Annotated in this window: 15 protein-coding genes and 1 pseudogene; 9 read left to right on the top strand and 7 right to left on the bottom strand. The window is 61.9% G+C overall.

Going from position 1 to position 19,843, the window contains the following annotated elements:
- Positions 1-22: 22 nt before the first annotated feature.
- Positions 23-2,863: a PD-(D/E)XK nuclease family protein gene (locus tag B5E60_RS06570; RefSeq protein WP_087310536.1), complete on the top strand. Its 2,841-nt coding sequence runs from the start codon at positions 23-25 to the stop codon at positions 2,861-2,863.
- Positions 2,864-3,520: 657 nt separating this feature from the next.
- On the opposite strand, the gene B5E60_RS06565 is transcribed toward B5E60_RS06570, so the two are convergent.
- Genes B5E60_RS06565 through B5E60_RS06555 form a run of 3 tightly spaced genes read right to left on the bottom strand, consistent with a single transcriptional unit; the run spans position 3,521 to position 6,109 of the window.
- Positions 3,521-4,132 (bottom strand): HAD family hydrolase, encoded by a 612-nt coding sequence (locus tag B5E60_RS06565; RefSeq protein ID WP_087310534.1) that lies wholly within the window; start codon positions 4,130-4,132, stop codon positions 3,521-3,523.
- The gene (locus B5E60_RS06560; protein WP_087310532.1) at positions 4,132-5,082 is read right to left on the bottom strand and encodes a M23 family metallopeptidase; all 951 of its coding nucleotides are present in this window, start codon (positions 5,080-5,082) and stop codon (positions 4,132-4,134) included. The genes B5E60_RS06565 and B5E60_RS06560 overlap by 1 nt, the downstream gene beginning before the upstream one ends.
- 4 nt (positions 5,083-5,086) lie before the next feature.
- A complete protein-coding gene (locus B5E60_RS06555; RefSeq protein ID WP_087310530.1) occupies positions 5,087-6,109 on the bottom strand; it encodes a M23 family metallopeptidase in 1,023 nt (340 codons plus the stop codon).
- Positions 6,110-6,202: 93 nt separating this feature from the next.
- Here B5E60_RS06555 and alaS point away from each other — a divergent pair, with 93 nt between their 5' ends.
- Positions 6,203-8,824, top strand: a complete 2,622-nt coding sequence (alaS, locus tag B5E60_RS06550) for an alanine--tRNA ligase (RefSeq protein WP_087310528.1) — start codon at positions 6,203-6,205, stop codon at positions 8,822-8,824.
- Positions 8,825-8,843: 19 nt separating this feature from the next.
- The gene (gene gpmI, locus B5E60_RS06545; RefSeq protein WP_087310526.1) at positions 8,844-10,373 is read left to right on the top strand and encodes a 2,3-bisphosphoglycerate-independent phosphoglycerate mutase; all 1,530 of its coding nucleotides are present in this window, start codon (positions 8,844-8,846) and stop codon (positions 10,371-10,373) included.
- A gap of 222 nt (positions 10,374-10,595) precedes the next feature.
- Here the strand turns inward: gpmI and B5E60_RS06540 are convergent, their stop codons facing one another.
- From B5E60_RS06540 to B5E60_RS06525, 4 genes and pseudogenes are all read right to left on the bottom strand, one after another.
- Entirely contained in the window at positions 10,596-11,120 is a 525-nt protein-coding gene (locus B5E60_RS06540) for a prolyl-tRNA synthetase associated domain-containing protein (RefSeq protein ID WP_087310524.1), read from the bottom strand.
- A gap of 2 nt (positions 11,121-11,122) precedes the next feature.
- Positions 11,123-12,061, bottom strand: a complete 939-nt coding sequence (locus tag B5E60_RS06535) for an NAD(P)-dependent oxidoreductase (protein WP_087310522.1) — start codon at positions 12,059-12,061, stop codon at positions 11,123-11,125.
- Between the two features lie 137 nt (positions 12,062-12,198).
- Positions 12,199-12,918, bottom strand: a pseudogene (locus B5E60_RS06530) (tRNA threonylcarbamoyladenosine dehydratase); the annotation flags it as partial.
- Positions 12,911-13,540: a TatD family hydrolase gene (locus tag B5E60_RS06525; protein ID WP_087310518.1), complete on the bottom strand. Its 630-nt coding sequence runs from the start codon at positions 13,538-13,540 to the stop codon at positions 12,911-12,913. The pseudogene B5E60_RS06530 and the gene B5E60_RS06525, both read right to left, overlap by 8 nt.
- A gap of 271 nt (positions 13,541-13,811) precedes the next feature.
- Between B5E60_RS06525 and B5E60_RS06520 the strand changes: the two genes are divergently transcribed.
- Genes B5E60_RS06520 through nqrF form a run of 6 tightly spaced genes read left to right on the top strand, consistent with a single transcriptional unit; the run spans position 13,812 to position 19,699 of the window.
- On the top strand, positions 13,812-15,167 hold the full coding sequence (locus B5E60_RS06520) for a Na(+)-translocating NADH-quinone reductase subunit A (protein WP_087310516.1): 1,356 nt from the start codon (positions 13,812-13,814) through the stop codon (positions 15,165-15,167).
- 20 nt (positions 15,168-15,187) lie between these two features.
- Positions 15,188-16,297, top strand: a complete 1,110-nt coding sequence (nqrB, locus tag B5E60_RS06515) for an NADH:ubiquinone reductase (Na(+)-transporting) subunit B (RefSeq protein WP_087310514.1) — start codon at positions 15,188-15,190, stop codon at positions 16,295-16,297.
- Between the two features lie 7 nt (positions 16,298-16,304).
- The gene (gene nqrC / locus B5E60_RS06510; RefSeq protein WP_087310512.1) at positions 16,305-17,159 is read left to right on the top strand and encodes an NADH:ubiquinone reductase (Na(+)-transporting) subunit C; all 855 of its coding nucleotides are present in this window, start codon (positions 16,305-16,307) and stop codon (positions 17,157-17,159) included.
- On the top strand, positions 17,152-17,778 hold the full coding sequence (locus tag B5E60_RS06505; RefSeq protein ID WP_087310510.1) for an NADH:ubiquinone reductase (Na(+)-transporting) subunit D: 627 nt from the start codon (positions 17,152-17,154) through the stop codon (positions 17,776-17,778). The genes nqrC and B5E60_RS06505 overlap by 8 nt, the downstream gene beginning before the upstream one ends.
- 11 nt (positions 17,779-17,789) lie before the next feature.
- The gene (gene nqrE / locus B5E60_RS06500) at positions 17,790-18,419 is read left to right on the top strand and encodes an NADH:ubiquinone reductase (Na(+)-transporting) subunit E (protein ID WP_087310508.1); all 630 of its coding nucleotides are present in this window, start codon (positions 17,790-17,792) and stop codon (positions 18,417-18,419) included.
- Between the two features lie 17 nt (positions 18,420-18,436).
- On the top strand, positions 18,437-19,699 hold the full coding sequence (gene nqrF, locus B5E60_RS06495) for an NADH:ubiquinone reductase (Na(+)-transporting) subunit F (RefSeq protein WP_087310506.1): 1,263 nt from the start codon (positions 18,437-18,439) through the stop codon (positions 19,697-19,699).
- Positions 19,700-19,843 lie beyond the last annotated feature (144 nt).

Below are 19,843 nucleotides of genomic sequence, written 5' to 3'. Positions count from 1 at the left end.
CCCATTGCGAATCGACCCATCCATGAAAACGTTTCTGCAGGAGGTTGCGGCGGATCTCTACGCCCGCTACGGGGAGTTGCTCTCGGAGCGGGCGATCCTCTTTCCGTCGCGGCGTGCGCGGCTCTTCTTCATCGACGCCCTGTCGCAGATTGTCGAGCGGCCGATGTGGCAGCCCGAGTGGGTGACCATCGACGACCTGATGACCGAGATTTCGGGACTCCATACGGGTGACCGCGTGCGTCTGATCACCGAGCTCTACAAGATCTACTCGGAGTACCACGCCGAGCCCTTCGACAAGTTCTACTTCTGGGGCGAGATGCTGCTCAACGACTTCGACACGATCGACAAATACGCCGTGGATGCCGACCAGCTCTTCCGCAACATCACCGATATCAAGGAGCTCGAGGCCGACATTTCGTACCTTACGCCGCGGCAGCTGCAGATCCTGCAGTTCTGGTCGACGCTGGGGCCCGAGGCCGATCTTTCGGCCGAGAAGCGGCGCTTTCTGGCCATCTGGAAGACGCTGGGGACGGTTTATCACCGGCTGCGCGACCGCCTTGCGGAGCTGGGCATCGCCTACGGAGGAATGATCCAGCGTGCGGCGGCCGAGCGGATCCGGGCCGGGGCGTTCTCCTTCCCGGAGCCGCGGCGCTACGTCGTGGCGGGCTTCAACGCCCTGTCCGAATGCGAGAAGACGCTCTTCCGCTTCCTGTCGACGGCTGCCGAGACGGACTTCTACTGGGACTATGACTCCTACTACAAGGATTCGCCCGAGCAGGAGGCGGGGATGTTCGTCCGCGAGAACGTCGTGCAGTTTCCGCCGCGCGGGGCGGTTTCGCACGACAACATGACCTCGCCGAAGGAGCTCACCTCGGTGGCTGCGGTGTCGAACGCCGTGCAGTGCAAGGCTGCGGCGGGCATCCTGAGCGGACTCTCCGGCGGGCGGGCGCTCGACAAACGCACGGCCGTGGTACTGACGGACGAGAACCTGCTGCTGCCGCTGCTCTATGCCCTGCCGCCCGAGATCGGCCGTGTGAACGTCACGATGGGCTACCCGCTGCGCACGACGCTGGCCTACACCTTCGTCGAGCGCCTCATCGAACTGCAGAACCACCGCCGCCGCAAGGGCGACGGGTGGTCGTTCTACCACGCCGATGCGGAGGGAATTCTGGCCCATCCCTACGTCTCGGAGAGCGATCCCGACCTGACGCGGCAGATGCAGGAGGAGATCGTCCGCGAGCGGCGCATCTCGATCGACGGCTCGTGGCTGGCGCGCAACGAACTGCTGACGACGATCTTTGCGGCGGCCGAGGGGTGGCAGTCGCTTTCGGAGTGGCTGCTGCGGGTGGTCGAGGCCGTGGCCCGCATCCCCTACGAGGGGAACGACGCCCGCCAGCGGGTGGAGTTTCTGGCCGTCATTGCCGGGGAGCTCACCAAGCTTCGCAACTCGCTCGAGGCGTGCGACATCGAACTTTCGACGGAGATCTATGCCTCGCTGCTGCGGCGTCACCTGCAGACGATGCGCATCCCTTACGAGGGGGAGCCGCTCGAGGGGCTTCAGGTGATGGGTATCCTCGAGACGCGCAACCTCGACTTCGAGAACGTCATTCTGCTCTCGATGAACGACGACAACTTCCCGGGCAACCACATGGCCCAGGCGTCGTTCATCCCCTACAATCTGCGCTCGGCCTACGGGCTGCCGACCCCCGAACACCACGAAGGGGTCTACGCCTACTATTTCTACCGTCTGCTGCAGCGGGCGCGGCGTGTGTGGATGGTCTACTGCTCGCATGCCGACGACAAGTCGACGGGCGAACCGAGCCGCTACATCTACCAGCTCGACTACGAGAGCGGCATTCCGCTGCGGCGTATCGAGGTGGGCGTCGACGTCAACCTGGCGCAGAGCGAACCGATCGAGGTGGCGAAGGATGCCGCGGTGATGCAGCGTCTGGAGCGCTTCACCGATCCGGCGTCGAAGGCAACCCTTTCGCCGACGGCCTTTTACCGCTACGTGGCGTGTCCGCTGCGCTTCTACTTCCACTCGGTGGCGCGGCTGGAGACCGACGACGAGATTTCGGAGGAGGTCGACGCGCCGATGTTCGGTACGATCCTTCACGCGGCGCTGCAGAAACTCTACACGCGGATCGTCGGCGAGTCGCACCCCGGCGCAACGCTCCGCGCACTGCTCCGCACGAAGAAGGTGGCCCGGGCCGTCGAGGAGTCGATCAACGAGAACTACCTGAACGACCCGAAGGCCACGACTGCCGATTATACGGGCAACCTGCTGTTGGTCAAGGATATCGTGACGCGCTACCTGCGGGGCGGGGTGATGCCCTACGACGCGGCGCACGACGGCTTCACGGTGCAGGGGCTCGAGCAGCCGGTTTCGTACGGATTCGATTTCCGGGCCGGGGAGCGCACGCTGCGGATGAAGTTCGCGGGCATTGCCGACCGCATCGACCGGCTGGATGACGGATCGCTGCGCGTGGTCGACTACAAGACCGGGGCACCGCATCTGGAGTTCGCGGGGCTCGACAGCCTCTTCCACGGCGAGGGGAAGCAGCGCCTGTCGAACATCCTGCAGACGCTGCTCTACGCCATGATGCTCTACCGCACGCAGGGCCTCGATGCCGAGCCGACCTTGTACTACGTGCGGGCGATGAACCGGGAGACGTATCTCCCGACGCTGGTTGATCATGAGACGGGCGTCCGCGGCGGCCGCTATACGCTCTATGCCGAACGCTTCGAGGAGCTGGTGCGCGCGACGCTGGCCGAGATGTACGATCCGGCAACACCGTTCCGGCAGTGTGCCGATGCGGATACGTGCCGCTACTGCGACTTCAACATCATCTGCAAACGGTAGGGTATGGGGTCGGTATTTCCGGTTCGTTTTGTCTTTCGGCTCAACCGGGGAGGACGATCCGTTCTGGAAAGAGTTTTGCAGTCCCGGAAAAAAGTGTAACTTTGTAAGAGAATCCTAAACACCTCCGACCATGAAACTGCGACGATTCTGGAGTGTGGGTCTGATTGCGACCCTGCTCTTCTCACTGCTGTTCACCTCATGTGCCGTCCGGCCCGTCCGGCCCGTCGGGCCTCGGCCGCCGCGCCGTCCACCCCACGAGGTGCCGCCTCCGCCGGGCTATGGTCCCCACCATCCCGGGCCGCACCATCCCGGGCCGCAGCGTCCCGGACCGCAGAAGCCCGGAAAGCCCGGCAAACCCCAAAAACCGAAGAAACCCAAGAAGCAGAAGCCGCCCACGCCGCCCCGACGGTACGACGATCCGCGCTTCTGATCGAATGGCGACAGGCATAAAAAGCCCCGGGGAGAAAACTCCCTGGGGCTTTTTGTGTGAATTGGGAGTGTTTTGTGCGGGTCTCGGGTTCGTGTGAATTGCGGGCTTCCGCACGTATTGCGGGCGGCTGCATCTCTTCCCGATTGGCCGTTGCCGGCCTTTCGCGGGGCTTGTTCTGTCAGCCGTCGCCGGTCCTTGTCCCCTCTTCTGCCGCGTTTGTTCTGCCGTCAGAGCTTGACGACGAAGTAGCCGGCACCGCTTCGACGGGCGGCCTCGATGCCGATCGGCGAATCTTCGAAGATGAGCGTCTCGCGCGGCGAACACCCTTCGCGGTGCATCACCTCCAGAAAGCAGTCGGGGTGGGGTTTGGCCCGGGCGATGTCCTGCCCCGAGAGAATGCCGTCGACGCATCCGAGCGGAGCTTCGTCCTCCGGGGTGTCGGGGCCTCCGATTCCAAGATGATGCATCACGTTTTCGATGTTGGCGCGGCTTCCGGTCGAGACCACCCATACGCGGCCGCCCTGGCTGCGGAACTGGCGGCAGAACTCCCACAGCGGGCGGTTCAACCGCACCGAGTCGAAGAACGACGGGTAGAGGGCAATCTTGCGCCGACGGATCCGTTCGCGCTCGGCGGGGTCGGTGATGCCGTACTGCGTGAGAAACTCCTCGCAGCGCATGCCGAAGTAGCGGGCCGCATACTCCTCCCCGGTCAGGGGATAGCCGGCCTCACCCAGCGCGGCGACATAGGCCAGCGTATTGGCCCGACGGGTGTCGGCCAGCGTGCCGTCGAAATCGAGCAGCAGCAGCCGGATTCGGGTATCGTTGCCTGCGGGTGCCATCAGTCGAAGGATTGCATGCCCGACTGTGCGATGCGCATCAGCCGCTGGTATTCGCTCGGGGTGAGCTCCATGAAGAAGTAGTGGATCGGGTCGACGCGCATGCCGTCCTTGCGCACCTCGTAGTGGAGGTGGGGTGCCAGCGAGAGGCCCGTGTCGCCCGAGAGGGCGATGATGTCGCCGCGGCGGACGCTCTGGCCCTTGCGGACGTTGATTTTCGAGAGGTGGCTGTAGGAGGTTTCGTATCCGTTTCCGTGGTCGATGACGACGGTCTGGCCCTGGGTTGAATTTCGCGACGAGGCGTCGCGGACCACGCCGTCGGCCGTAGCGAAGACGCGCGAACCCTCGGGAATGGTGTAGTCGACGCCCTGATGCGACTGCAGGGTCTTGAAGAAGGGGTGGATGCGCATGCCGTAGGAGGCAGTCAGCAGGGTAAGCTGTTTGTTGATCACGGGCTGGATCGAGGGGATGTTGTTGCAGCCCTTGCCGACGGTGTCGATCCGGGCCTGGAGTTCGAGGTAGGAGTCGTTCAGCCGGACCATCTGCTGCTCCATGGCGAGAACTCCTTCCCTCAGTTCGCGCTTGAGCTGGCGGGTCGAGCGTCCGACGATCTTCTCGTAGGTGGCGGCCTGCCGCTGTTCGACCTCGTCCTCGAAGTCGTAGGGCTCCGATTCGAAGAGGATGCGGAAGACGTTTCGATCGCGGTCCGCGAGGTTGTCGAGGACCATCGACAGCGAGTCGTAGCGCTGTTCGAGGGCGTGGTATTCCGAGCGGAGGCGGTCGGTCGAGTGTTTGAGCTGATATTCGAACGGCGTGTCGAAGAAGATCGAGAAGCCGATGTAGTAGAGTACGGCGACGCCGAACCAGACGAACAGGTGTACGGTTGCACTCAAGATCCGTTGTTTGCGGCGTTTGCGTCGGCGGAGACGTTCGAGATCCTTCTTACCGGTCATGGCGTCAATACTTTTCGAAGTTGGTTTCGCGCAGGTTCTCCATCAGACGCTCATACTCTTCGGCCGTCATGTCGCGGTTGAAGTAGTTGATCGGGTTGACGGGGACTCCCTTGTGGATCACCTCGTAGTGGAGGTGGGGCCCGGTCGAACGGCCAGTGTTGCCGGTTCGGGCGATGATCTGCCCGCGGACGACCGTATCGCCGGGCTTGACGAGCACGTCGCTCAGGTGGGCGTATCGGGTTTTGTAGCCGAATTCGTGGTTCAGGAGGACCTGGTGTCCGTACCCGCCGTTGTATCCGTTTTCGGAGGCGATCTCGACGACGGCGTCGCCCGTGGCGAAGACGGGCGTACCGCGGTCGCAGCCGAAGTCGACACCCGTGTGGGCGATCACGCGGTGGAGCACGGGGTGGAAGCGCCGCGGGGTGAAGGCGCCGATGTGGTTGTTGTGCAGTGCCTTGCGGTCGATGGGCCAGATGGCGGGTACGGCCATGGCCAGCTGCTCCTTGTTCCGGGAGAGCTGCTGGAGCTCGTCCATCGAGACCGATTCGAGATAGAGCGTGCGGGCCAGGGCGTCGATCTGGCGCCAGGTGCCGACCATCAGCGGCGCGTAGTCGTCGTCGGCCAGCGGGGCGTATTTCGAATCGGGGTAGGGCTTCCAGACGCCGGGGATCGAGAGCGTGTCGGTCGAGAAGAGCGAGCGGTAGACGTAGCTGTCGCGGTGGCGGATCTCGTCGACGCGGCGCTGTGCCGTGCGGATGCGGTCCTGGAGGATGCGGTAACGGATGACCGTTTCGCGGTTGTCGCGCAGGATGCGGTACATCTTGGGCGTGTAGAAGAAGTAGGAGAAGAGGACGTTGGCAATCGAGACGAGGATGAAACCGATGAGGATCTTGCGGATCAGGCGGTAGGTTTTCAGTCGGAAGGGGGCCGTCACCACGTCGCGCGTAAGGATCTGTGCCTCATGCGTCAGCTCGTCGGCACCGTGTCGGAGTGCCTCTTTGTCGAATCTGTGACCTTTTTGCCCCATTGCCGAAAAATCTCTTGCTGCAAGGTGCAAATTTAGTTTAAAATGTGTAATTTTGCAACCCGAAACAAGAACGCGAAAACAGGATAATATATGATGGAGTCCAATAAAATCAGACAGGCTTTTCTCGACTTCTTTGCGTCGAAGGGCCACGTAATCGTTCCTTCGGCCCCGATGGTGGTGAAGGGTGACCCCACGCTGATGTTCACCAACGCGGGGATGAACCAGTTCAAGGACATCTTCCTGGGCAATGCGCCGCGCAAGTATCCGCGTGCGGCCGATACGCAGAAGTGCCTTCGCGTGTCGGGCAAACACAACGACCTGGAGGAGGTCGGACACGACACCTACCACCATACGATGTTCGAGATGCTGGGCAACTGGTCCTACGGCGACTACTTCAAGAAGGAGGCGATCGAGTGGGCCTGGGAGTTGCTCCACGACGTCTACAAACTGCCTGCCGAGCGGTTGTATGCCACGGTATTCGAGGGTTCGGAGGAGGACGGCGTGCCGTTCGACCAGGAGGCCTACGACTACTGGCGGCGCTTCCTGCCCGAGGACCACATCATCCGCGGCAACAAGCACGACAATTTCTGGGAGATGGGCGATACGGGCCCGTGCGGTCCCTGCTCGGAGATCCACTACGACCTGCGTGACGAGGCGGAGATTGCCGCCAAACCGGGCCGTGAGATGGTCAATGCCGGCCACCCGCAGGTGATCGAGATCTGGAACCTGGTCTTCATGCAGTTCAACCGCAAGGCCAACGGTTCGCTCGAGGAGCTTCCGGCGCGCAACGTCGATACGGGCATGGGCTTCGAGCGCTTGTGCATGATTCTGCAGGGCAAGAAGTCGAACTACGATACGGATGTCTTCCAGCCGACCATCGCGCGCATCGCCGCCATGGCGGGCAAGCGCTACGGCGAGGATGAAAAGTCGGACGTTGCCATGCGCGTGATCGCCGACCACCTGCGTGCCATCGCCTTCTCGATTGCCGACGGACAGCTTCCGTCGAACGTCAAGGCGGGCTACGTGATCCGCCGCATCCTGCGCCGGGCCGTTCGTTACGGCTATACCTACCTGGGCTTCACCGAGCCGACGATCTGCCGGCTGGTACCGGGTCTGGTCGAGCAGATGGGGGGCCAGTTCCCCGAGCTGAAGGCGCAGCAGACGCTCATCATGAAGGTGATCGAGGAGGAGGAGGCCGCCTTCCTGCGGACGCTGGCTACGGGTATCAACCTGCTGGACGGCGTGATTGCCCGCACGAAGAAGGAGGGCGCGAACCGCATTTCGGGCAAGGATGCCTTCGTGCTGTACGATACGTTCGGCTTCCCGATCGACCTGACCGAGCTGATCGCCCGCGAACAGGGCGTTGAGGTCGACCTGGATGCCTTCGAACAGGAGTTGCAGGCCCAGAAGGAGCGTTCGCGCAACGCCGCGGCCGTCGATACGGACGACTGGGTGGAGCTGATCCCGATCAAGGAGAGCATCTTCACGGGCTACGACACGCTCACCGAGCAGATCCATATTGCCCGCTACCGCCGCGTGACGTCGAAGGGCAAGACGTCGTATCAGCTGGTCTTCGACCGCACGCCGTTCTACGGCAATTCGGGCGGTCAGATCGGCGATATCGGCTTCATCGAGAGCATTAACGAGCGCATTCCGGTCGTGGCTACCGAGAAGGAGAACGGTCTGATCATCCACATCGTCAACCAGCTTCCGGAGAACCCCTCGGCCGAATTTACGGCCAAGGTTGATCCCGAGAAGCGGCAGAGCGCTGCCAACAACCATACGGCCACCCACCTGCTGCACGAGGCGCTGCGCAAGGTGCTGGGCCCGCACGTCGAGCAGAAGGGTTCGCTCGTCACGCCGGAGATGCTGCGATTCGACTTTTCGCACTTCCAGAAGGTGACGCCCGGACAGCTGCGCGAGGTGGAGCATCTGGTCAACCGGGCCGTTCGTGCCGACTATCCGCTTATCGAGAACCGCTCGGCGACGAAGGAGGAGGCCGAGGCTGCCGGAGCGATGATGCTCTTCGGCGAGAAGTACGGCGACCGGGTCCGCATGGTGCGCTTTGGCACGTCGGTCGAGCTGTGCGGCGGAACGCACACGCGTTCGACCGGAACGATCGGCTTCTTCAAGATCCTTTCGGAGAGTGCCATTTCGGCCGGCGTACGGCGTATCGAGGCCGTCACGGGCGAGCAGGCCGAGAAGATGATCTACGCAGCCGAGGATACGATGCGCAGTCTGGCCGAGAGCCTCAATAACCCGCAGGTGGTACAGGCCGTGAAGAAGATGCTCGAGAGCAACGAGGCGCTTTCGAAGGAGGTCGAGGCGATGCACCGCGAACAGGTGGCGCAGTGGGCCGACAAGATCGCCGCATCGGTTCCCGAGCGGGAGGGCATGCAGCTCTTCGCCCAGCAGACGGACCGTCGTCCGGATCTGGTGAAGGATCTGGCCTACAATTTGCGGCAGCGTCTTCCGCGCCTGGTGCTGGTCGTAGGGTCGTTGTGCGATGGCAAACCGACGCTGACGGTGATGCTGGGCGACGAGATCACGGCGCAGGGCGTCAATGCCGGTGCCGTAGTCCGCGAGGCGGCGAAACTGATGCAGGGCGGCGGTGGCGGCCAGGCGTTCTTCGCCACGGCCGGCGGCAAGAAGGCCGACGGGCTGCAGGCAGCCATTGACAAGGCCGTGGAACTGATTTCTGCACAAGTAAAATAACATCAAAAACGAGAGAGATATGAGCAACAAGGTATTATTGATGATCCTCGATGGCTGGGGAGACGGCCATCACGACAAGGCTGATGCGATCTGGACGGCCCATCCGGCCTACATTTCGGCCCTGACCGGGAAGTATCCCCACGCTGAACTGCGCACCGACGGCGAGAACGTCGGTCTTCCCGAGGGGCAGATGGGCAACTCGGAGGTGGGTCACCTCAATATCGGTGCCGGACGTGTCGTTTACCAGGATCTGGTGAAGATCAACCGGGCGTGCCGCGACAACTCGATTCTGAAGAATCCCGAGATCGTGAAGGCTTTCGGGTATGCGAAGGAGAAGGGTGTCGGCGTTCACTTCATGGGTCTGACGTCGACCGGCGGCGTGCACTCGTCGTTCGAGCACCTCTTCAAACTGTGCGACATTGCGCAGGAGTACGGCGTATCGGACCGCACCTACGTACACTGCTTCATGGACGGCCGTGATACCGACCCGCACAGCGGCAAGGGCTTCATCGCCCAACTGGAGGAGCACCTCTCGAAGACGGGCGGCAAGATCGCCACGGTGATCGGCCGCTACTACGCCATGGACCGCGACAAACGCTGGGAGCGTGTGAAGGTTGCCTACGACGCCCTTGTTGAGGGTGTGGGCGAGCACGACACGGATATGGTGGCAGCCGTCGAGAAGTCGTACGCCAACGAGGTGACGGACGAATTCATCAAGCCGATCGTCCATGTGGACGCCGCGGGCCAGCCGATCGGACTGATCCGCCCGAACGATCTGGTGATCTTCTTCAACTACCGCAACGACCGCGCCAAGGAGCTGACGATCGTTCTCACGCAGCAGGACATGCCGGAGGCCGGGATGCACACCATGCCGCTCTACTACTGCTGCATGACGCCGTACGACGCCAAGTTCACGGGTCTGCACATCCTCTTCGACAAGGCCGACGTGCCCGATACGATCGGCGAGTGGGTTTCGAAGCAGGGTCTGAAACAGCTGCGTATTGCCGAGACGGAGAAGTATGCCCACGTGACCTTCTTCCTGAACGGCGGCCGCGAGGACAAATTCCCGGGAGAGGAGCGTATTCTGGTTGCCTCGCCGAAGGTGGCTACGTACGACCTTCAGCCCGAGATGTCGGCTCCGGAGGTTGCCGACAAACTGGTAGCCGCGCTGGGCGAGCGGAAGTTCGACTTCATCTGCCTGAACTTTGCCAACGGCGACATGGTGGGCCACACGGGTGTCTACGATGCCATCGTGAAGGCCGTGAAGGCTGTTGACCAGTGCGTGGCAAAGGTCGTTGAGGCAGCCAGGGCCAACGGCTACGAGGTGGTGATGATCGCTGACCACGGCAATGCCGACAACGCGATCAACCCGGACGGCACGCCGAATACGGCGCACTCGCTCAATCCGGTGCCCATCGTGGTTGTGTCGGATCGCGTGAAGGCCGTTCATAACGGTATTCTGGCCGACGTGGCTCCGACGGTGCTGAAACTGATGGATCTTCCGCAGCCCGAGGAGATGACCGGCAAGGTTCTCGTCGAGATGAAATGAAAAACGCCTGCTTTAAGTATCGGACAAATTGAATAATTTTATTTAACCGGCTTGATTTTATTGTATGGGGGGGGTATTTAGCCATGCCAAATTTTATATCCCGTTGCGGGATCTGCAGGTCCCGGTACAGAATGGAAAAATCGAGTCGGATCAATGAAAAGGGGGCTGTCTAAGATGGTTAGACAGCCCCCTTTCTTGCAGGCTGTGGGTGCGGAAGAGCCGTCAGTAAAGTTCGATATATTCGTAGGCATTTCCGACAGCGGCGAGAAATTTGGCAAACTCCTCCTGCGGGATGACCACCGTGGCGCGGTTGTCGTTCGGGTGGAACGAGAGGGCGGGCCAGCGGCGCAGATTGGCGTCGAGGAAGAGGTGGACGTGGTTCGCCGGATCGTTGATGAGGCCGAAGGGCGAGACCGAACCGGGCTGCAGCCCCAGCCAGCGGGCCATGCGCTGCTCCGAGGCGAACGACAGTTTGCCCTGATGCAGGCGGTGCTCCAGATCGTGGATGGCCAGCGACTGCTCGCAGTCGAATACGACGAGGTAGTGCCGGTCGCCCTTGTGGTTGCGGAAGAAGAGGTTTTTGCAATGCTTCGAGCCGTCGTTGTGCCAGTATTGGCGGGCTATCTCGATGGTCGGGGCCTCGGGGTGTTCGTACCACGTGTAGCGGATCCCGTGGGCATCGAGCCAGTCGAAGACCCGCTGCCGGCGTTCGTCGACCGGCGGCAGGATGATTTGCTGCGTCTCCATCGTCAGTCGTTTTTCCAGTTTTCGCGGATGTTGCGGGCGATGCACTCGACCAGCACCTCGACGGCCTCGACGGGCGACCAGGCGTTGTGGGGCGAGAGCAGCAGCCGGTCGGGTTCGCGGACCGCGAGCAGGGGATTTCCCTTTTCCAGCGGTTCGTGGACGAAGACGTCCAGTGCGGCTCCGGCCAGCTGACCGGCATCGAGCGCAGCGGCCAGTGCCGCCTCGTCGACAATTCCGCCGCGTGCGACGTTGATCAAGAGGGCCGACGGCTTCATGCGGGCGAGCTCGCGGGCACCGATCAGCCCGCGCGTGCGGTCGTTGAGCGGGCAGTGGATCGAGACAACGTCGGCCCAGGCCAGCAGCGCGTCGAGCGGCATCATCGGGTAGGCCTCCTGGCGTGCGACGCCCGACGTCGAGGTGTAGGCCACCTCGCAGCCGAGGGCTTCGGCCACGCGTGCGACGCTGTGTCCGATGTTTCCGAGCCCGACGATGCCCCAGTGCGAGCCGTAGAGCTGATGGGTCGTGCGGCCGAAGTGGAACTGGCGGTCGGCCCCGGCGTAGTGCTTCTTCGTGTAGCGGTCGTAGTAGACCGCCTGCCGCAGGAGGGCGATGGCGGCGCCGATGGTGGTTTCGGTCACCGAGTGGGTCGAGTATCCGACGGCATTCTTCACGGCGATGCCCTGTTCGGCGGCCGCCGCGAGGTCGATGTGGTTCATGCCCGTGGCGGCGATGCAGATCAGCCGCAGCCGGGGCAGGGCGCGCAGCGTGGCGGCATTGAAGGGCACCTTGTTGGTGATGACGATGTCGGCCTCCATGCAGCGCCCGACGATCTCGTCGGGACGGGTCGTTTCGTAGGCCGTGTAGTTGCCCAGCGAGCGGATGGCCGAAAGGTCGGCTCCGCCCAGCGAGTATTCATCCAGAAAGACGATGTTGGGTTTCATGACTCTTTATTTATAAGGTCTTGTTGCTGTTCCGTTTTCGGAGAGGCGCCGTCCGGGACCTGGACGCCGGAGTCTGCTGCCGGAGCCGTCCGTACACCCGGCTCCACCGGCTTCGCAGCTCCCGCCTGAGCCGGAGCGTCGAGCTCGCCGATCAGCCCGCGGATGACGACCGAGGCGCATCCGATGCCGAACAGCGCCGGGATGTAGGAGATCGTGCCGACGTTCGACTTCTTGTTCTGCTCCTCGCAGAGGATCATCGCCCCTTCGCGCATCGGCTCGGGCGAGAAGACGGCCCGGAAACCGCTTCGGATCCCGAGTTTGTGGAGCCGTTTGCGGAGCATGTGGGCCAGCGGGCAGTGGTGGGTCTTCGAGATGTCGGCGATTTCGAGCTTCGTGGGGTCCATCTTGGCCCCGGCGCCCATCGAGCTGACCAGCGGCAAGCGGCGTTCGAGGGCGGCGGCAATCAGCGCCAGTTTGGGCGAGAGGGTGTCGATGGCATCGACCACATAATCGTAGGATGCGGCGTCGAGCAGCCGGTAGGTCTCCTCGTCGCGGATGTAGCGGTTGACGACCTCGAGTTCGATCTCGGGGTTGATGTCGCGCAGCCGCTCGGCCAGTATGTCGGCCTTCTGCCGCCCGACGGTCGAGTGCAGGGCGACGAGCTGGCGGTTGATGTTCGAGGGGGTGACCGCGTCGGCATCGGCGATGGTCATCCTCCCCACGCCGGCCCGGGCCACCATCTCGGCGGCATAGGCTCCCACGCCGCCGAGTCCCACGACCAGGACGTGTGCGCGTTTCAGCCGGTCGAGTTTCTCTCGGCCCAGCAGCAGTTCGGTTCTCTCCAGCCAGTTATCCATTCTGTTTTGCGAATATGCGTTCATAATTCTCCAGCGTGGCCTGTTTCAGCTCTTCGAGCCTGATTCCGCGCAGTGCGGCCACCCGTTCGTAGATGGATTCGATCGTCACGGGATCATCGTCCGTCTCGAGGAACAGCTGCGTGAGCGGCACCTCCCGCAGGGCGCGCAGACTCTTCGGTGAGGCGAACGTCCGCTCGCCGAATGAGAGCATGTAGCCGCGTCCGAGAGCCAGGCGGGCCTGCTCCGGGGATCCGATGAATCCGTGGAAGACGGCGGCGCGGGGCGGGCAGACTGCCAGTTCGTGCATCAGCGGCTCGAAAGCCCTCACGCAGTGCAGCACGACGGGCAGTCCCCGGCGCCGTGCCAGCGCGAGTTGCATTCGCAGCACGTCGAGCTGCAGCTGCCGGTCGACCGCGCAGGCGTAATCGAGCCCGATCTCGCCGATGGCCTGCACGCGGCCGTCAAAACGGCCGTCGGACTGGCCGTCGGCTTGACCGTCGAAACGCGCGGCAAACTCCTCGGCAGTTGTGCGATCGGCCCTCCAGGGGTGGATGCCTTCGGCCCGGAGTTCGATTCCGTTACCCGTCGGGCGATGGGTGTGTATGTTGACATACGGGGCCATTTTCCGAGCAAAAGTAGAAATTTTAAGTAAATTTAGGAAATAATGGTCGACGAGAGGGCGGATATCGGAAAAAAATTCGTACTTTCGCACGCGGTAAAGCTGTTAGCCTGCTAACAGAGTTAGCGCGCTAACAGTAAGAGTCAATCCGACACAATCTGAAAATCGGCCGCAGCAACGCCGGAATCCCGTATGGGAAGGGGCGTGTGCGGGCGTCGGAGCGGAGGAATGAAATGGGAAAACCCAACACACAAATAACTCAAAATCTTACACCATGTCGAAAATCATTACACTACGCAAGGGTTTAGACATCAATCTGGTGGGTAAGGCTCAGGAGACGTTGGCCACGGCGCCGATGGCTTCGGAGTATGCCCTCTCACCGTTGGATTTCGAGGGTGTGACACCGAAACTGCTGGTCAAGGCAGGCGATCGGGTGAAGGCCGGAACGGCGTTGTTCTTCAACAAGTTCAACGAGCGGATCCTCTTCACGTCGCCGGTCAGCGGCACGGTGTCGGCCATCAACCGCGGCGAGAAGCGCAAGGTGCTTACGGTGACGGTGACGCCGGACTCCGTACAGGAGTACGAGACGTTCACGATTCCGTCGCTTGGGAAGACCACGCGCGAGGAGGTTGTCGAACTGTTGCTTCGTTCGGGCCTGTGGCCGATGCTGATCCAGCGGCCGTACGGCATCATTGCCAATCCGGCCGATACGCCGAAGGCGGTCTTCATCTCGGCGTTCGATACGGCGCCGCTGGCTCCGGACTACAACTTTGCGCTGAAGGGCGAGCAGCAGAACCTTCAGACGGGTCTCGAGGTGATGCACAAGCTCACCGACGGCAAGGTCCACCTGTCGGTGCTGGCCGGCCACGAGGGTGAGATGCCCAAACTGCAGGGCGTCGAGCTCCACACCTTCCGGGGCAAACACCCGGCAGGCAACGTCGGCGTGCAGATCCACCACATCGACCCGATCAACAAGGACGATCTGGTCTGGACGGTCAACATCCAGGATCTGGCCATCATCGGCCGGCTGTTCAACGAGGGCAAGGTCGACATGACGAAGACCATCGCCGTGGCAGGCTCCGAGATCGAGCATCCGCAGTACGTGCGAGTGATCGGCGGGGCGAAGGTCGACTCGATCGTCGGCGGGAACGTCCGTCCGCAGAAGGAGGGCGACTCGGTGCGCTTCATCTCGGGCAACGTGCTCACGGGCACGAAGACGGCGCTGGACGGCTACCTGGGCTTCTACGCCCACCAGCTGACGGCCATCCCCGAGGGCAACAAGTACGAACTGCTGGGGTGGGCGAAGCCGCGTCTGAAGAAGTTCTCCGTATCGCGGGCCTACTTCTCGTGGCTCTTCCCGCACAAGGCCTACGACCTGGACACGAACATGAACGGCGGCGAGCGTCCGTTCGTCGTCACGGGTCTCTACGAGCAGTATCTGCCGATGGACATCTATCCGATGTACCTGCTGAAGGCGTGCCTGGCGGGCGACATCGACAAGATGGAGAATCTGGGCATCTACGAGGTGACGGAGGAGGATTTCGCGCTGTGCGAATTCGTGGATCCGTCGAAGACCGAGATCCAGCAGATCATCCGCGACGGTATTAACTTAATGATCAAGGAGGCTTAAAGATGGGACTTCGCAACATAATGGATAAAATCAAGCCCACGTTCTCGAAAGGGGGAAAGCTGGGCTTCCTGGAGTCGACGTTCGATGCATTCGAGACGTTCCTCTTCGTGCCGAACACGACGACCGTGAAGGGCGCACACATCCGCGACTGCAACGACATGAAGCGTACGATGATCGTTGTTGTTCTGGCGCTGATGCCGGCGTTCCTGTTCGGTTGCTGGTGGACGGGCTCGCAGGTGGGTCTGGAGGGTTTCCGGGCCTTCTTCTACGGACTGGTCCGCGTGCTGCCGATGGTGTGCGTGTCGTACATCGTGGGTCTGGCCATCGAATTCTATTTTGCGCAGGTGCGCGGCCATGAGGTCAACGAGGGCTTCCTGGTCACGGGTCTTCTGATTCCGATGGTCTTCCCCGTCTCGACGCCGCTGTGGATGGTGGCGCTGTCGACGGCCTTTGCCGTGATTTTCGGCAAGGAGGTCTTCGGCGGTACGGGCATGAACGTCTTCAACCCGGCGCTGCTGGCCCGCGCCTTTGCCTTCTTCGCCTATACGCCCTCGATGTCGGGTGAGACGGTCTGGTATTCGAACTGGACGATGATGGGCGCCCACGTCGACGGCATCACCGGCGCCACGGCCCTCGAACAGCTGGGCTCGACCGGTACGATGACCTATTCGCCGCTGGATGCCTTCCTGGGCATGATCCCGGGTTCGTTCGGCGAGACCTCGACGCTGGCCATCCTGATCGGCGCCGTGATTCTGCTGTGGACGGGCGTCGCCTCGTGGCGGACGATGGTTTCGGTCTTCGTCGGCGGACTGGCCATGGGCTATCTGTTCCAGGCGCTGGGCGTGACGAGCTATCCGGCCTGGTGGCACCTGATCGTGGGCGGCTTCGCCTTCGGCGCGGTCTTCATGGCCACGGACCCCGTCACCTCGGCCCAGACCAACAAGGGCAAGTATATCGTCGGCTTCATGACGGGCGCCCTTGCCGTGCTGATCCGCGTGGTGAACCCGGCTTATCCGGAGGGTATGATGCTCTCGATCCTCTTCATGAATGCGCTGGCCCCGCTGGTCGACTACTTCGTGGTCGAGGCGAATATTTCGCGGCGCAAGAAACGTGTGAAACTCGCAAAATAGGGAAGAGATGGCAACGAAAAAATTCAAATGCAACGTTTGCGGCTATATCCACGAGGGAGATGCCGCGCCCGACAAGTGTCCCGTTTGCGGGGCTCCGGCTTCGGAATTCACCGAACTGAAGGAGCCGAAGAAGGGTCTCGATACGAACAGCAACACCTATATCATCCTCTACTCGACGGTGATGGTGGTGATCGTCGCGGTGTTGCTGGCCGTGGCGGCTCTGGCGCTCAAACCGCGTCAGGATGCCAACGACCTGAACGAGAAGAAACGCAACATCCTGGCGTCGCTGTCGGCCGAGGGCGAGTCCTACGACCAGTTCATCGACGCCTACGTGGTCGATGCCGAGGGACAGCGTACGGACGGAGACGTCTTCGCGCTGCTGAACGACCTTCCGACGGCCTTTGCCGAGGGCAAGTTCCCGGTCTTCGAGGCCAGGGACGGCCGGATGGTGATCCCGGTGACGGGCAACGGACTGTGGGGTCCGATCTGGGGCTACGTGGCGCTGGAGAAGGACATGAATACGGTAGCGGGCATCATCATGGCCCACAAGGGGGAGACCCCGGGACTGGGTGCCGAGATCGCCACGCCGAAATACCAGGCGAACTTCGTCGGCAAGACGATCTTCGAGGGTGACAAGTTCGTGTCGGTGACGCTCCGCAAGGGCGGGGCGAAGGATCCGGCCCACGAGGTGGATGCCGTCTCGGGCGGAACGAAGACCTCGGACGGTGTGACGGCGATGCTCTACAACAGCCTCAGTCACTATCTGCCGCTGCTGGAGTCGAAACGTCAGGCAGCCGCTCCGGCAACGGAGACGGGCGCTGCGGAGGTGTCAAACGAAGAAAAAGCTGAAAGCAATGAGTAACAACATGAAATACCTGACGGGCCCGTTCTCGGCGAACAACCCGGTCATCGTGCAGATTCTGGGAATCTGCTCGGCGCTGGCCGTTACGGTACAGCTCAAGCCGGCGATCGTGATGGCACTGAGCGTGACGGTCGTCACGGGCTTTTCGAACCTGGTGATGTCGCTGTTGCGCAACGGCGTACCGGCGCGCATCCGCATCATCGTGCAGCTGGTTGTGATCGCTGCGCTGGTGATCCTTGTGGACCAGGTGCTGAAGGCCTACGTCTATGAAGTTTCGAAACAGTTGTCGGTCTACGTGGGACTGATCATCACGAACTGTATCGTGATGGGCCGCGTGGAGGCCTTTGCGCTGGGCAACAAGCCGTGGGCGTCGTTCCTCGACGGCATCGGCAACGGACTGGGCTACGGCATGATTCTGGTGATCGTGGCCATCTTCCGCGAGCTGCTGGGTTCGGGGACGCTTCTTGGCTTCCGCATTATCCCCGAGAGCTGGTACATGGCCGAAGGAGGATTCTATTCGAACTGCGGTCTGATGTTGTTCCCGCCGATGGCGCTGATCATCGTGGGATGCATCATCTGGGTGCACCGTTCGCGCAACAAGGACTTACAGGAAAAATAGGAGGGTAGCATATGGAATCATTGAATATCTTCATCCGGTCGATCTTCATCGACAACATGGTCTTCGCCTTCTTCTTCGGCATGTGCTCGTACATCGCCGTGTCGAAGAGCGTGAAGACGGCACTGGGACTGGGCGCCGCCGTCACGTTCGTGATGGTGATGACCGTACCGCTGAACTACCTCTTGTATGAATACATCCTGCGTCCGGGGGCGCTTCACGCGTGGATACCGTCCATTCCGGAGAGTGTGGATCTGAATTTCCTGTCGTTCATTGTCTTCATCGCCACGATTGCGGCCTTCGTGCAGCTCGTGGAGATGGTCGTCGAGAAGTTCTCGCCGACGCTCTACAACCAGCTGGGCATCTTCCTGCCGCTGATTGCGGTGAACTGCGCCATCATGGGCGGTTCGCTGTTCATGCAGCAGAAGGTCGATGCGGGCGAACTGCAGACCTTGTGGCAGTCGATCGCCTACGGTCTGGGCTCGGGTCTGGGCTGGTGGCTTGCGATCGTGATGATGGCGGCCATTCGCGAGAAGACGACCTATTCGCACATACCGGCGGCGCTGAAGGGCCCGGGCATCGCCTTCATCATTACGGGTCTGATGGGTATCGCCTTCATGATCTTCTCGGGTATTCAGTTCTAAACTAAGAGATTCGAACAATGACAACAACGATAATCATAGCGATCGTGGCCTTTCTGGTCATCACGCTGGTGCTGGTGGCTCTGCTGCTGTACGCCAAGGCGAAGCTGACCACGTCGGGGGCCGTGACGATCGACATCAACAACGGTGAGAAGGTCATCACGACGGAGAGCGGATCGACGCTTCTGGCGACGTTGGCCAACAACAAGGTATTCCTTCCCTCGGCGTGCGGCGGCGGCGGATCGTGCGGCATGTGCAAGTGCCAGGTGCTGGAGGGGGGCGGCGAGCTGCTTCCGACGGAGACGGGCTTCATCACGCGCAAGATGGCCAAGGACCACTGGCGTCTGGGCTGCCAGGTGAAGGTGAAGGAGAATCTGAAGATCCACGTGCCGGAGGCCGTGCTGGGCGTGAAGAAGTGGGAGTGCACGGTGGTATCGAACCGCAACATCTCGACCTTCCTGAAGGAGTTCGTGGTGAAGCTCCCGGAGGGTGAGCACCTGAAGTTCCGCAGCGGCGGCTACATCCAGATCGACATTCCGAAGTACGATGCGATCAAGTTCTCGGACATGGACATCGACGAGCGCTACCGTGCCGACTGGGACCGCATGAAGATGTGGGATCTGGTGGCGACGAATCCCGAGCCGACGTTCCGCGCCTACTCGATGGCCAACCACCCGGCCGAGGGCAACATCATCATGCTGAACATCCGTATCGCCACGCCGCCGTTCGACCGTGCGACGGGAACGTTCATGAAGGTGAACCCGGGCATCTGCTCGTCGTACATCTTCTCGCGCAAGCCGGGTGACAAGGTGACGATCTCGGGCCCCTACGGCGAGTTCTTCCTGCCGGACAACCTGCCCGACACGCAGGAGCTGATCTTCGTGGGCGGCGGCGCCGGCATGGCCCCGATGCGCAGCCACATCATGCATCTGTTCAAGACCGAGAAGACGAAGCGTCCGGTATCGTTCTGGTACGGAGCGCGTGCGCTGAAGGAGGCTCCCTACCTGCACGAGTTCCACGAGATCGAGAAGGAGTTCCCGAATTTCTCGTTCCATCTGGCGCTGGACCGTCCGGATCCGGAGGCCGATGCCGCCGGTATCCCCTATACGCCGGGCTACGTGGCCAACGTCCTCTACGAGAACTACCTGAAGAACCATCAGGCCCCGGAGGACTGCATCTACCTCATGTGCGGACCTCCGATGATGATCTCGTCGGTGGTGAAGGTGCTCGACTCGCTGGGCGTGCCGCCTGAGAATATCCTCTACGACAACTTCGGCAGCTGATAGCGGCCGCCAACCGGAGAAAAGAGCCGGGACCCGATCGGGTCCCGGCTCTTTTTGTCAGTCCGGCCGGTGTCAGAGCAGTTTGCCGCTGAGGAACAGCGCCGTTCGAACCGGAGCCCCTTTCGGGCGGATTCCGGGCATTCG

The sequence above is a fragment of the Alistipes sp. An116 genome, assembly GCF_002161005.1.
Taxonomy (GTDB): Bacteria; Bacteroidota; Bacteroidia; order Bacteroidales; family Rikenellaceae; genus Alistipes; species Alistipes megaguti.
The sequence above is the reverse complement of the archived record's forward strand: the minus strand, read 5'-3'. Positions and strand labels throughout refer to the sequence as shown.

Excerpts from the sequence above, each read along its gene's own strand:
- B5E60_RS06570 (WP_087310536.1), top strand. The coding sequence starts at position 23 with ATGAAAACGTTTCTGCAGGAGGTTGCGGCGGATCTCTACGCCCGCTAC.
- B5E60_RS06565 (WP_087310534.1), bottom strand. The coding sequence starts at position 4,132 with ATGGCACCCGCAGGCAACGATACCCGAATCCGGCTGCTGCTGCTCGAT.
- B5E60_RS06560 (WP_087310532.1), bottom strand. The coding sequence starts at position 5,082 with ATGACCGGTAAGAAGGATCTCGAACGTCTCCGCCGACGCAAACGCCGC.
- B5E60_RS06555 (WP_087310530.1), bottom strand. The coding sequence starts at position 6,109 with ATGGGGCAAAAAGGTCACAGATTCGACAAAGAGGCACTCCGACACGGT.
- alaS (WP_087310528.1), top strand. The coding sequence starts at position 6,203 with ATGGAGTCCAATAAAATCAGACAGGCTTTTCTCGACTTCTTTGCGTCG.
- gpmI (WP_087310526.1), top strand. The coding sequence starts at position 8,844 with ATGAGCAACAAGGTATTATTGATGATCCTCGATGGCTGGGGAGACGGC.
- B5E60_RS06540 (WP_087310524.1), bottom strand. The coding sequence starts at position 11,120 with ATGGAGACGCAGCAAATCATCCTGCCGCCGGTCGACGAACGCCGGCAG.
- B5E60_RS06535 (WP_087310522.1), bottom strand. The coding sequence starts at position 12,061 with ATGAAACCCAACATCGTCTTTCTGGATGAATACTCGCTGGGCGGAGCC.
- B5E60_RS06525 (WP_087310518.1), bottom strand. The coding sequence starts at position 13,540 with ATGGCCCCGTATGTCAACATACACACCCATCGCCCGACGGGTAACGGA.
- B5E60_RS06520 (WP_087310516.1), top strand. The coding sequence starts at position 13,812 with ATGTCGAAAATCATTACACTACGCAAGGGTTTAGACATCAATCTGGTG.
- nqrB (WP_087310514.1), top strand. The coding sequence starts at position 15,188 with ATGGATAAAATCAAGCCCACGTTCTCGAAAGGGGGAAAGCTGGGCTTC.
- nqrC (WP_087310512.1), top strand. The coding sequence starts at position 16,305 with ATGGCAACGAAAAAATTCAAATGCAACGTTTGCGGCTATATCCACGAG.
- B5E60_RS06505 (WP_087310510.1), top strand. The coding sequence starts at position 17,152 with ATGAGTAACAACATGAAATACCTGACGGGCCCGTTCTCGGCGAACAAC.
- nqrE (WP_087310508.1), top strand. The coding sequence starts at position 17,790 with ATGGAATCATTGAATATCTTCATCCGGTCGATCTTCATCGACAACATG.
- nqrF (WP_087310506.1), top strand. The coding sequence starts at position 18,437 with ATGACAACAACGATAATCATAGCGATCGTGGCCTTTCTGGTCATCACG.